12 protein-coding genes, 1 pseudogene and 1 riboswitch are annotated in these 12,852 nt (G+C 42.4%); of the genes and pseudogenes, 9 read left to right on the top strand and 4 right to left on the bottom strand.

The annotated features are described in order from the left end of the window. Nucleotides 1-128: 128 nt before the first annotated feature. From rlmH to IWB18_RS07470, 3 genes and pseudogenes are all read right to left on the bottom strand, one after another. Entirely contained in the window at nucleotides 129-608 is a 480-nt protein-coding gene (gene rlmH, locus IWB18_RS07480) for a 23S rRNA (pseudouridine(1915)-N(3))-methyltransferase RlmH (RefSeq protein WP_195682997.1), read from the bottom strand. A gap of 16 nt (nucleotides 609-624) precedes the next feature. Then, complete coding sequence (locus IWB18_RS07475) at nucleotides 625-990, bottom strand: tautomerase family protein (protein ID WP_195682996.1); 366 nt, start codon at nucleotides 988-990, stop codon at nucleotides 625-627. After that, nucleotides 991-1,497, bottom strand: a pseudogene (locus IWB18_RS07470) (SIR2 family NAD-dependent protein deacylase); the annotation flags it as partial. It lies immediately after the preceding gene. Nucleotides 1,498-1,709: 212 nt separating this feature from the next. Here IWB18_RS07470 and IWB18_RS07465 point away from each other — a divergent pair. Together IWB18_RS07465 and IWB18_RS07460 are read left to right on the top strand one after the other, a co-directional pair. After that, a complete protein-coding gene (locus tag IWB18_RS07465; protein ID WP_195682994.1) occupies nucleotides 1,710-2,345 on the top strand; it encodes a lactate utilization protein in 636 nt (211 codons plus the stop codon). A gap of 160 nt (nucleotides 2,346-2,505) precedes the next feature. Next, nucleotides 2,506-4,443, top strand: a complete 1,938-nt coding sequence (locus IWB18_RS07460; RefSeq protein WP_195682993.1) for an LTA synthase family protein — start codon at nucleotides 2,506-2,508, stop codon at nucleotides 4,441-4,443. A gap of 32 nt (nucleotides 4,444-4,475) precedes the next feature. Here IWB18_RS07460 and IWB18_RS07455 read toward each other — a convergent pair whose 3' ends face one another. Further along, complete coding sequence (locus IWB18_RS07455; RefSeq protein ID WP_195682992.1) at nucleotides 4,476-4,976, bottom strand: MogA/MoaB family molybdenum cofactor biosynthesis protein; 501 nt, start codon at nucleotides 4,974-4,976, stop codon at nucleotides 4,476-4,478. Nucleotides 4,977-5,091: 115 nt separating this feature from the next. Between IWB18_RS07455 and IWB18_RS07450 the strand changes: the two genes are divergently transcribed. The 7 genes from IWB18_RS07450 (at nucleotide 5,092) to IWB18_RS07420 (ending at nucleotide 12,704) form a co-directional block, all read left to right on the top strand. After that, nucleotides 5,092-5,337, top strand: coding sequence for a hypothetical protein (locus IWB18_RS07450; RefSeq protein ID WP_195682991.1), 246 nt, complete (start codon nucleotides 5,092-5,094; stop codon nucleotides 5,335-5,337). A 63-nt stretch (nucleotides 5,338-5,400) separates the two neighbouring features. Further along, nucleotides 5,401-5,517: riboswitch (molybdenum cofactor riboswitch) on the top strand. Between the two features lie 193 nt (nucleotides 5,518-5,710). After that, nucleotides 5,711-6,934 (top strand): molybdopterin molybdotransferase MoeA, encoded by a 1,224-nt coding sequence (locus tag IWB18_RS07445; protein ID WP_195682990.1) that lies wholly within the window; start codon nucleotides 5,711-5,713, stop codon nucleotides 6,932-6,934. Between the two features lie 11 nt (nucleotides 6,935-6,945). Then, nucleotides 6,946-8,865, top strand: coding sequence for a molybdopterin biosynthesis protein (locus tag IWB18_RS07440; RefSeq protein WP_195682989.1), 1,920 nt, complete (start codon nucleotides 6,946-6,948; stop codon nucleotides 8,863-8,865). Between the two features lies 1 nt (nucleotide 8,866). After that, entirely contained in the window at nucleotides 8,867-9,826 is a 960-nt protein-coding gene (gene moaA / locus IWB18_RS07435) for a GTP 3',8-cyclase MoaA (protein WP_195682988.1), read from the top strand. 1 nt (nucleotide 9,827) lies between these two features. Continuing rightward, a complete protein-coding gene (gene moaC / locus IWB18_RS07430) occupies nucleotides 9,828-10,310 on the top strand; it encodes a cyclic pyranopterin monophosphate synthase MoaC (protein ID WP_195682987.1) in 483 nt (160 codons plus the stop codon). Between the two features lies 1 nt (nucleotide 10,311). Continuing rightward, entirely contained in the window at nucleotides 10,312-10,758 is a 447-nt protein-coding gene (locus tag IWB18_RS07425) for an MOSC domain-containing protein (RefSeq protein ID WP_195682986.1), read from the top strand. Nucleotides 10,759-10,772: 14 nt separating this feature from the next. Beyond that, on the top strand, nucleotides 10,773-12,704 hold the full coding sequence (locus tag IWB18_RS07420) for a sigma-54-dependent Fis family transcriptional regulator (RefSeq protein ID WP_332310675.1): 1,932 nt from the start codon (nucleotides 10,773-10,775) through the stop codon (nucleotides 12,702-12,704). Nucleotides 12,705-12,852: the final 148 nt, after the last annotated feature.

The raw sequence follows: 12,852 nt of genomic DNA, 5'->3' as shown, positions 1-12,852 counted from the left end.
GACGATATCAGTCGATGCATACTTCCATTATAGGTTATTGAAACAAAGCCGGAACGGGTGGAATATCATACCGGATACGGTGGAACGAATCACCGGACTTGGTGGTAATTATCGTCCGTATTATTCAATCATTTATGATACGGTTCATTTCGGTTGATTTTAAAACTTCTGTATATCTGTTCAAGAACCATTATCCTGAAAAGTTGATGAGGAAAAGTCATGTTGGAAAAAGACAGTTTGAAATCACTGAGTGATTTAACCGACTGGGAAAGCCCCAGTGATCCACCGATGACAAAGCATATGCTGCTCCTGCCGGACACACCGCACTTCTCCAAGTGATCAGCCAGTTCGGAGGAAGAAAGATTTTTCCCGTCAATTTCCAAGGTGATCACATATGAATTGGAAGGGATTTTTGCCATGATTTTGTCACCTTCCCGGTCAAGCAGATTCAATACGTCACCCGGGCTTAAATTTTCCGGTGCCTTTTCATCTGGGACTTCAATAATTTCCAGGCTGCAGTAGCGGCTTAAACGCTTTTCAAACTCCTTGATTGCTTGAATATAATATTTCTCCTTGATTTTTCCTACACAAACTATTGATATCTTCAAATTTTTCTCCGTTTCATCAAACGTAACTGCCGTTTATGAAAATATCGCCCTGGTCCAAATAATAGATCAGCACCAAAACGTTTTCTTCTTTTGTATTCAAGATCATGCACAATTCTTCGACTACTGCTTTGACCAATGATCCTACAAAGGATCTGTCATTCCGCTTGGAAACTGTTATTTGAACTATGGGCCTGTGCATACCCATTTCCGACGGCAGACAATCCTCGGGAGGATGATTGCAGAAGTGATCTTCGTGAAATACTGCCCAGGAAATTTTTATTCTGCTTCTTGGCACGGAAAGCTTGTCACAAATATTTTTGTTCAGGGTCCTCACGTCTATGTTTTCCATTAGAAAATCTGTTTTTATATCTACGTATGGCATCTAAATCTCTCCTTTGTATAATTCTTTTAGCAATGCGGGCAATACGGTCTCGGCTTTTTCATTGATCGTATGCACAGAAATTCCGATGCTTTCGGCGGCATCCTTGATGTAATGGGCGGTAGAGGTGTAAAAAGACGTACCCACAATTATCAGCGTGTCCATATGTTTGATCAATTCAAGAGCTTCGCCCAGCCTTGGTATGGGGTCGCCGTAAAGGACCACCTGAGGTTCCAAAACGGTTTTTTTGCATTTTGGGCAGAGTATGGATTTCATGGTTACCGAAAAATGAAAACTGTCTTTGCATTTTGGGCAGGATACCCTTTGAATGTTCCCGTGAATTTCTATCACATCTTCATCCCTGCTCCCCGATCTTTGGTGCAAACCGTCTATATTCATGGTTATTACAGGAATATTTAAATCAGAAAGAGCTTTGTGTGCGGGGTTGGGGTTGGCTTTGTCGATCACGGTCCTCATATGGTTTATCGTTGCGTAAAAATCCTCTGGGTCGCTCTGGAAATAACTTCAGCTCAGTTTGTCCCTCAAGTCGCCCATCTCAACAAAGGTGGGAACATTGCTGGCTTTTGAAATACCTGCGCCGGTTAGTGCGGCTATTTTCATAAAACATCACCTCTTTACCAATTATACCCTCAATATGTTGACAAATCAAAGTTAAATAAATAAAGTAATAATCAAAGAAATTATTTGGGAGGGCATGACGCATGACGGTTAGAGAGAACTATTATTCGAATTTATCGAAAACCCTGGTGGAAAATTTCAAGAAGAGGAGATTTGAAGCGTATTACTGTCCGACGAAGGAAGACGCATTAAAAAAAGCCATGGATTTGATACCGGAAAAATCATTGGTGGCCTTTGGCGGCAGCATGACGATAAAGGAACTTGGCCTGATAGATTCTCTGGAAAAGGGTGATTACAAAGTCATTAACAGAGAGATGGCCAGAAATCCTGAGGAAAAAGACGAATTGACCAGAAAAGGGATGAATGCGGATTATTATCTTATGAGTTCCAATGCCTTTACGGCGCAGGGAGAACTTGTCAACATAGACGGATTGGGAAACAGAGTGGGAGCCTTGTGCTACGGACCGCGAAATGTAGTGGTCATAATGGGAATGAACAAGCTGTCGCAAAATAGGGAAAACGGCATATGGAGAACTCAAAATGTTGCTTCGCCTCAAAACACCATCAGGCTGGAAAGAAAAACACCTTGCGCCATTACGGGCGTATGCGGTGATTGTTTGGGTGACGGAAGCATATGCTCTCAAATAGTGATCACCAGAAGAAGCAGTGTACAGGGAAGGATCAAGATAATTTTGGTTGGAGAAGATTTGGGTTATTGATCGAAGGATTTAAAGCCGTCTTTGAAAGGCGGTTTTTTCTATGCGCAAACATTGACAAGCTTTTTACAAGTTTAGGGCCGGTACGGCTTTTTAATTCGAGATCGATGTGGTATACTTTCGTTGTAATTGAGTAGCTTATTTTATGTGTGTGAGGAGAATTATGATAAAAATTAAAAGCAGATTTCTAGGATTTTATCTGGTGGCATCCTTGATATTTATGGAATTGACATTCAGGCTGGCAACGTCTGCCGCGCTGATCGGCGAGGGGCTTGTGGTTTCCCTGGTGATGGTTTCCCTATATGGGATAGGGACATATTTTGTGACGACCCTGTTTGGCAAAAGGACAAATGCCCTGTTGTCCACTTTGGCATTAATGTGGTTCTGGATAATGTTTTCTTCCCAGATAGTATACAACAAGATATTCAAAACTTATTATACCGTCTATTCCATGAGCAGGGGGACAAAGGTTTTTGAATTTTGGAGAGATATCGTGGTCTACACGGGCAAAAACATACCATGGATAGTACTTATGTCATTGCCGCTAGTTTTATACATAGCCTTTTTAAGGAAGAAAATCGATTTAAAAAGACCTGGATTGAAAAATCGCATCCTTGCATTGTTGATGATATTTGTCGTTTATCTTGGAGGCGTAGGAGTTTTAAATCTGGGAACAAAAGATTTTCAATCGCCTTATGATCTTTATTATAAAAGCGCAGACATAAATATGTCGGTGGAGAAGCTTGGTCTGGTGACTACCATGAGACTGGATCTTCAAAGGCTGGTTACTGGATGGTCTCCTGAAGTGGGTATTCCCGTAGTTATAGGGGAAGAAACGCCGGAAAATGTGGATGATGACAAACCAAAGATAGAATACAACGTAATGGATATAGATTTTGACAGCCTGATTGCAAATGAGACCAATGAAGAGATCAAGGAAATGCACACTTACTTCAATTCGGTGCCTCCGACACAAAAGAACGAGTATACCGGAATATATGAAGGGTACAACGTGATCGTGCTGACGGCGGAAGGATTTTCACCTTACGCAGTCAGAGAAGATGTTACGCCCACCTTGTACAAAATGGTAAATGAAGGATACAAGTTTACAAATTTCTATACTCCGATTTGGGGTGTAAGTACTTCTGATGGAGAATATGTAGCCAACGTAGGTTTGATACCCAAAGGGGGAGTCTGGAGTTTTACGGAATCCGCAAAAATCGATTTGCCTTTGGTTTTGGCAAATCAGTTGAATGATCTGGGATACAAGTCCATGGGGTACCATAACCATACTTACGACTATTACAACCGGCATCTGTCACACCCAAATATGGGTTACGAATACAAAGGTCTTGGCAACGGACTGAATGTAAAAAAAGTTTGGCCTGAATCCGATCTGGAGATGATGGAAGTTACAGTTGACGAGTATATGGATCAACAACCTTTTCATGCCTATTACATGACGGTAAGCGGTCATTTAAGGTATACTTTTGTCGGCAATTCCATGGCGGCAAAGAACAGAAGCTTGGTAGAACATTTGGATCTGTCGGATAATGCGAAAGCGTACATAGCATGTCAGATCGAACTTGATCGGGCGCTTGAGTATTTGTTGAGCGAACTCCGTGAAAGGGGTATTGCAGACAAGACCCTGATTGCATTAAGTGCAGATCACTATCCCTATGGCTTGGAGGAAGAAACTTTAACTGAACTGGCGGGACACAAGGTTGAGAAGAATTTTGAACTTTACAAGAATAATTTTATACTCTATGTGGATGGGATGGAGCCAGTTGTGGTGGATAAACCGGCCAGCAGCTTGGATATAATTCCTACCATTTCCAACATGCTTGGATTGGAATACGATTCTCGACTGTTTATGGGAAGAGATATTTTTGCTCCGGGAGAACCGCTTGTAATATTCAGCAACAGGAGTTTCATAACTGACAAGGGAAGTTATAATTCTCAAACAAAGGAGTTTACACCTGCGGCGGGAGTAAATGTCGGTGATACTTATAGAAAAAACATTCAAAGTGTCATAAATGCAAAATTTCATTATTCTGCCAGGATCCTGGAGACGGATTATTTCAGCAGGGTGATCAAGTAAAAATAATGGGATCGCACATTCGTGCGATCCCATTATTTTTTGTCTGTTCGAGCACATTCTCCACCTTCGCCCCTAAGGATTTCCACGGCATGAGTCAACACCGGGATGATCACATCAAGACATTCGTCGACAGCTTTTTTGCTGCCGGGCAAATTTACTATCAGGGTCTTATTCCTAATACCGGCGGCTGCTCTGGAAAGCATGGCTCGGGAAGTGATTTCCAAGCTTTTGGCTCGCATGGCCTCCGGGATACCGGGGACGTTTCTATGTATGACGGCTGTGGTGGCCTCGGGGGTTATGTCTCTCGGCGAAAATCCCGTACCACCTGTAGTCAGTATCAGATCTACTCCTGTTTCATCAGACATCTGTATTAGATTGTATTTGATCTCTTCAAATTCGTCAGGAACGATCACGTATTGAACCAATTCCCCAGGTATTTCCTTTATTCTTTCGGCTATCAACTTGCCGCTTTCATCAATTCTTTCACCAGCATAACCTTTGTCGCTGGACGTTAAGATGCCAACCTTGACCATAAAAAAGCTCCTCTCGATATCGTATAGGGTAATTTTATCATATTAATCTGTTTAGTATTAAGAAATTTGTAATACAATTAAAATATGAGCTCCATAATTGCGGGGAGGTAGCGTATTGGAAAGAAAATTTGTCATGCGGGGAAAGAGCAGAGAAGAATATTTTAAATTCTTTGTTGAGATGGGCGGCAGAGGATCCGATAAAAAGACTGTGATCGGGCCAAACTGGGTTGCTGTTGTCGGCGATGAAAAGAGTGTTAGGATAGGGGCTTTGGACTTCCCGGAAACGGAAATAATCATTGGATACACATCAGATGAAATTCTGGATAAGTTCAAGTTGCGATTTTTGACAGCGGGAGGCTGAGTGGTCTAAAATAGAACAATAATCGAATGCTGTTGTTGACAATGGCAAATTTATTATGTAGACTTGACCTATAAACTCCGAGTTGCAGAGCCTAAGCGCCTGTAAGGATCTGTAACCGTCAGGGTGTATCTGGAAACGGATATGCCTTCCATTTTGAAAAGGAGGAACATCATGTCATGGATAAATTCAGGTTAATCTCGTATTTTCAAAAAATTTAAGCTAAAATCAGGTTATTTCAAGATCAAAATCAAAATATATAAACTTCAAAATCGTGACACCTGCTTGACTATGTTCAAATATGGCACAAATTATTTGCGAGCCTGTTTTTATTTTTTGGGGGTGTCAATCGATTACAGTGAAACGGAGGAAAACGATGTTTGACGTTAAAAGTGTAAATGAGACTTTTAGGATAATCAAGGAACATTTCTATGATTACCAAGTGAATGAAGAAGAAATTTCTACAGAGAATGCTTCTGGAAGAATTCTTAATGAAGATATAACCGCAAGAGAAGACATGCCTCCATTTGACAGATCGTCTGTTGATGGATTTGCGGTAATTGCAAAAGAGACGTTTGGGGCATCCGAGAGCATGCCGGCTCAAATGCATCTTTCCGGCGAAGTGAAAATGGGCGAAACTCCAAAATTCGAAATCAAAAGAGGCTGCGCAGCATACGTGCCTACTGGGGGAGAATTGCCCAAAGGGTCCGATGCGGTCGTTATGGTCGAATACAGCGAAGATTTTGGAGACGGGGATATATTTCTCAACAAGACGGTAGCGCCGGGTAACAATGTGGTGTTCAGAGGAGACGACGTCAAGAAGGATTCGGTGGTAATAAAGGCGGGCAGAAAATTAAGAAATCAAGATATTGCAATGATAGCCGGTCTTGGATATGAAAAAATAAAGGTCAGAAGAAGACTCAAAATAGGGATAATATCTACAGGCGATGAAGTTATCGAAATCCATGAGGATCCTGAAGGTGCACAAGTCAGGGATATGAATGCATACGGCGTTTATTCCATGGCGAGGGAAATGGGGATGGAACCGAAAAAATACGGGATCGCAAAAGATGACTATGAAGAGATAGACCGCTTGGTCAGAAAAGCCCTGGAGGAAAATGATATGGTGGTTATTTCCGGCGGAAGTTCCGTCGGGACGAAGGATGTTACTGTCAAAGTAATCGATTCTCTGGGAGAACCGGGAGTTTTACTTCACGGTATAGCCGTAAAACCCGGAAAACCCACCATTATAGGCAGGGTAGGAAACAAGGCAGTGATCGGACTTCCCGGGCACCCTGCATCTGCGTTTGTAATATTTCAGATTTTTGTAAAGAAGATCCTTCAAGCGATGGAAAATGATGATAAAGCATTCGAACCTTATATGGAAGCAGTCATGCTGACAAATTATCCATCCAACAGTGGAAGGGAAGAGTATCTTTCGGTCCGTTTAAAAAATGACGGAGACAAGTTGTGGGCTGAACCGGTATTCGGAAAATCAGGAATGATCTCCTTGATGACTGAAGCGGATGGATACGTACACATAAAGAGAGAAAGTGAAGGCTTGAACAAGAACCAATCTGTTAAAGTCAGACTGTTTTAGGAGGGATCGCAATGGGATACACTTATCTTGAAAACAAAGAGCTTGATACAGCACTACAGGAGTATTTAAAACAACTTGGATCGGATTTGGAAAAGAAAAAATCAGAGGTCCTTCCCCTTGATCGGTCATTGGGCAGGGTAACAGCCGTACCGGTTTTTGCAAAGATTTCCGCTCCACACTACTATGCATGCGCCATGGACGGCATTGCAGTAAAAGCTTCCGATACATTCGGGGCAACCGATACCACACCGGTAAATTTGGAAGAGGGAACGGGATATGTGGTTGTGGACACGGGAGATCCGTTGCCTGAAGAGATGGATTCTGTGATCATGGTCGAGGATATCGTGTACAAAAAAGAAAGGGTAGCCACCATAAATGCGGCTGCGCATCCGTGGCAACATGTCAGACAAATAGGTGAAGATGTGTGCCAGGAAGAAATGATACTTCCTTCCAATATGAAGATCGAGCCCGCAGCCATAGGAGCCATGATGGCTGGCGGAGTAAGTTTGGTGGAAGTATACTCAAAACCTGTAGTGGGGTTCATACCTACTGGAGATGAAATAGTAACCCCCAGGTCAAATCCAAAAAAAGGGGAGATCATTGAATTTAATTCGTCGATATTTTCTTCTATGGCAAGCACTTGGGGCTGTGATTCCATCATATACGACATAGTTCCCGACGACCTTGAATTGATCAAGGAAGCATTGATAAAGGCCTCTTGTGAATGCGATATCGTCATCCTCAATGCCGGTTCTTCTGCGGGGACCGAAGACTATGCAAGCACGGCAATATCCCAGACAGGTCAGGTTTATACCCATGGTATAGCAATAAGACCGGGAAAGCCCACCATACTTGGAAGGGTCGGCAACAAGCCTTGCATAGGGATCCCGGGATATCCGGTATCCGGAATAATCGTAATGGAGCATGTAGTCAAGAAAATCGTAGAGAAGCTTCAGAGGATTCAATTGCCAAAAAATCAAAAGACAGTTGCCGTTTTGGGAAGAAGAGTCATGTCATCACTGAAATATCGGGAATTTGTAAGGATGAAACTTGGAAAAGTAGGGCAAAAGGTAATTGCGACTCCATTGGATAGAGGCGCGGGAGTGGTCACATCTTTTGTCAAGGCGGACGGGATACTGGATATACCATTGAATACCGAAGGTATAGACGCAGGGCAGGAAGTTGAGATTTCCCTGTTAAGATCAAAGGACGAGATCGAAAACACTTTGGTCGCAAACGGAAGCCACGATCCGCTGATCGATGTTGCCTATGACCTTCTGAGAAGAAGAGATCCGCTTAAATACGTAAGTTCGTCCCATGTAGGAAGTATGGGAGGAATAATGGCGGTCAAAAGAAACGAGACTCATATGGCGGGGATCCATCTTTTAGATGAAAATTCCGGAGAATACAATGAAAGTTTTGTAAAAAGATATTTGGCCAATACAAATGTGGCCATTGTCAAAGGTGTGAAAAGAAGCCAAGGATTGATGGTTGCAGGGGGAAATCCACTGGGGATAAAAGGCATAGCCGATCTCATAAATAAAGACCTATCCTACGTGAACAGGCAAAAGGGATCGGGCACCAGGATCCTTTTGGATTACTTGCTCAATAAGCAAGGGATCGATGCCGAAGACATATATGGCTATGAGAGAGAGGAATTGACTCATCTTTCCGTTGCGGTACAAGTGGCTTCGGGTTCTGCACATGCTGGCCTGGGGATATATTCGGCTGCAAAGGTTTATGGTCTGGATTTCATTCCCATATGCTGGGAGACATATGATTTTATTTTGAGAGAAGAATTCTTGCATGATGAAAAAGTTGAATCGTTCATAGAGGTTCTAATGTCGGATGAATTCAAATCATCCTTGGAAACCCTTGGAGGATATGAAGCTGAAGGTGTAGGAAGTGTGAAGCTGATCAGGGGGGATTGAGATGATAGACGTATATGGAAGAACCATTGAATATTTAAGGATCTCGGTGACCGAACGATGCAATCTTAAATGTATGTATTGCGATCCCGACGGTGAAAACTGTATCAGGCAGGAAGAGCGCAAACTGACGCCTGAACAAATCGAACAGATCACCAGATCCATGGCTCGAATAGGCATAAAAAAAGTTAGGGTAACAGGTGGAGAGCCGCTTGTTAGAGATGACATCTGCGATATCGTATCGAGGATAGCCGCCATCGATGGAATACAAGATGTATCCATGACAACAAATGGGATCAATTTGGGCAAATATGCCAAAGATCTGAAAAAAGCAGGTCTTAAAAGGATAAATATCAGCCTTGATTCTTTGAATGAAGATAGATTCAAAAGGATAACAGGTGGAGGAGTCTTACAAAAGACACTGAATGGGATCGACAAGGCTATTGAGGCGGGGCTGTCGCCGATCAAGATCAACACCGTTTTGATAAAGGGAGTTAATGATGACGAAATTGACGACTTTATTGAATTGACAAAATCAAAGCCTTTAGAATGCAGATTCATAGAGTTGATGCCCATAGGCGATTTCGGCGAAAAAAATTCAGATAAAATTGTTGTTAACCAAGACATCATTTCAGCCAGACCCAAACTACAGTATTTGGAGAAGACGGACAAAGGGGCACCGGCAGAGTATTATAAAATTCCGGGATACTTGGGAAAAGTCGGATTTATCAGTCCCATGAGCCACAAATTTTGCGGCGACTGCAACAGAATAAGGCTGACCAGCGATGGTAAAATAAGACCATGTTTGGGAAACAACGGTGAAATTGACATCATGGATACGCTTAAAAATGATCCTGATTCTTTGGACAAATTGATCGAAGACATTGTTTACAACAAACCTGGAGGGCATCATTTCGGCGAAAAATATTCGTCTTCCAGGTCCATGAACAGAATAGGAGGTTAATATGGGACTGAGTCATGTAGATGAAAAGGGAAATGCTCGAATGGTGGATGTTTCAGGTAAAATTCACACAGAACGGGTAGCGGTTGCGTCCGGGCGAGTAAGAATGAAAGAAGAGACAATAGAGATGATCCACAACGGAACAATGCCCAAGGGGGATGTGCTGGCTACAGCCAGAATAGCCGGGATCATGGGAGCCAAACAGACCTATAAACTCATCCCGATGTGCCACAATATGCCTATTGACGGTATCAAGGTAGATATTGAAGTGGATAGGGAAAAATGTGCGGTGAATATAAAAGCCACGGCTGTTTGCGTATGGAAGACAGGCATCGAAATGGAGGCTCTTACGGCGGTGTCGGTGGCGGCTTTAACATTGTACGATATGTGCAAAGCCGTGGATAAAAGCATGGTCATAGAAGACGTGAAGCTTTTGAAGAAAACTGGAGGAAAATCCGGTGAATACAACAGAGTAGAGGAGATTTGAAATGGCAAAAGTTATTGCAATCAACATAAGCAGAAAAAAGGGCGTGATAAAGGAGCCGGTACCTAAAGGCGAATTTATAGTAGGTTTCGGTTTGACTGATGATGCTCATGGTGGAGACTGGCACAGACAGGTTAGTCTTTTGGGACAGGAGAGCATTGACTCCATGGTCAAAAAGGGAGCTGACGGTTTAAGTCCAGGTGTGTTTGCTGAAAACATAACAACGGAAGGATTGGATTTGTACAAACTGCCGATAGGCACAAAAATCAGGATAAAAGATGTGCTTTTGGAGGTCACGCAAATTGGGAAAGAATGCCACAAAGGCTGTGAAATAATGAAAAAGGTCGGCGATTGCGTAATGCCTAGAGAAGGCATATTTGCAGTGGTGCTGGAAGGTGGTACGATTTATCCGGGGGATGAAATAGATTTGATCGAGGCTGGTAAAATTTAAAAGAGGTGTTGCGCGTGTCGCTTAGAACGTCAGTGGAAACAAAAGATTATATTTTAAGATCTCATGAAAGATGTCGATCTTATGAAGTTGAAGAAAACACCATATTCAGCAGAAAGATTTTAAAACAGGAAGAATTGTTTAAAAAACTTGAATCGAAGCGTGAGTTGATCCTGACGGCCATACCTTTTATGAATCAGGTATACGGTTTCGTCAAAGGCTCGGGCTTTTTCGTGATCCTTACGGATGAAGAAGGATGCATTTTAAACGTAGTGGGAGATGAAGAAATTCTGGGGGAAGCCTTTGAATACAAGATGATTCCCGGTGCGTACATGGATGAAAGAAGTATCGGGACAAATGCTATGGGAACCTGCATTGAAGAGGGAAAACCCATCCAGGTATCAGGGGACGAACATTTCATTACGTGCTATCACAGATGGACATGCTCGTCAGCACCTGTATTTGACAGAGACGGCAAACTTGTCGGGATCTTGGATATTACCGGATACAGCCAGGATGTACACTCCCACACTCTGGGAATGGTGGTGGCTGCAGCCAATGCAATTGAAAAAATGCTCGAGATACAGGGGTATTCTAAAGCGCTTAAGAATGCAAAAACCTATCATGAAGCGGTGTTGGATTCCATTAAAGCCGGAATAGTCACCACTGACGAATGCGGAAAAATACTTACTGCAAACAAGGTTGCCAGTGACATGTTCGGCTATTATCCCGAAGAATTTATGAACCTTGAGGCTGAAGATATACTATCCGAATGGTCTGATTTGTGCAAAGAGGTAATGAAGACAGGCCATGTGAATGAAAAAGATGTAAATGTAAAGGCCAGAAAAAACAAGCTCCAGTTCAATCTTAGCGTTTATCCCATCAAAGAAGTGGACTCCAACATCAGAAATTTCATACTTGTTTTTAAAGAGGTCAAGAAAAATAGAAAACTTGCAGACAAATTGATGGGAAGAAGAGCCATTTACACATTCGACAAGATTATAGGCGAGGACGAAAATTTCACACGAGTCGTTGAATTTGCCAAGAAAGTTGCTGACAGCAGATCCAATGTTCTCATCATGGGGGAGAGCGGAACGGGAAAAGAACTTTTTGCTCAATCCATTCACAACTATTCCGAAAGAAAAGAAGAACATTTTGTTGCCATAAACTGTGGTGCCATTCCTGAAGCTTTGATAGAATCCGAACTTTTTGGATATGTCGAAGGAGCGTTCACAGGAGCAAAGGCCAGCGGACACCCGGGGAAATTTGAAATTGCAGATGGTGGAACAGTATTCCTCGATGAAATTGGCGAGATGCCTTTAGACATGCAGACCAGGCTTTTGAGAGTGATAGAGGAAGGGACGGTCAGCAGGATAGGAGCGATAGAAGAAAATGTGGTGGATGTTAGAGTCATTGCCGCAACCAACAAAGACCTGAATGAGGAAGTGGCAAAGGGGAATTTCAGGAAAGACTTGTATTACAGATTAAATGTATTGCCCGTCGTTCTACCGCCCTTGAGAGACAGAAAGAAGGATATACCACTATTTATAGATTTTTTCATGGAGAGGATATCTAAAAAGCTCAATAAGAAGAAAGTGGAAATTTCCAGTGACATGCTGGATCTGATGATTGACTATGACTGGCCGGGCAATGTGAGGGAACTGGAAAATTATATCGAGCTGGCTGTAAATACGGAATCTCTTCCAGATTTGGAATGGATGCAAGGAAAAACTGTGAAAACTGTCGGAAAGTTAAATCCAGTCGACGGAATCCGGTGTCCTGAAAATGAAATTTGCAGATCTCTCAGAGATATGGAGAGAGAACACATTATCAAGGTTCTTGAGTATTATGATGAAAATATAAGCAAAGCGGCAAAACAATTGGGCATTGGAAGGAATACTCTTTATAGAAAGTTGGAAATGTACGAAATTTGCTGTTCTGAAAAGTAACAATGTTCCAAAAACGAACGCGCTAGTCGTGTAAATGTGTTCGAAAATCATACATATTAAAAGATCAAATAAACATGCTTTGAAAAAAACCACTGAAGACTCTACCTTTGGAGTCTTCTTTTTATTTGGCACGAAACTTGCAACTAAA

It is taken from the genome of Alkalibacter mobilis (assembly GCF_015594845.1).
Classification (GTDB): domain Bacteria; phylum Bacillota; class Clostridia; order Eubacteriales; family Alkalibacteraceae; genus Alkalibacter; species Alkalibacter mobilis.
The sequence above is the reverse complement of the archived record's forward strand: the minus strand, read 5'-3'. Positions and strand labels throughout refer to the sequence as shown.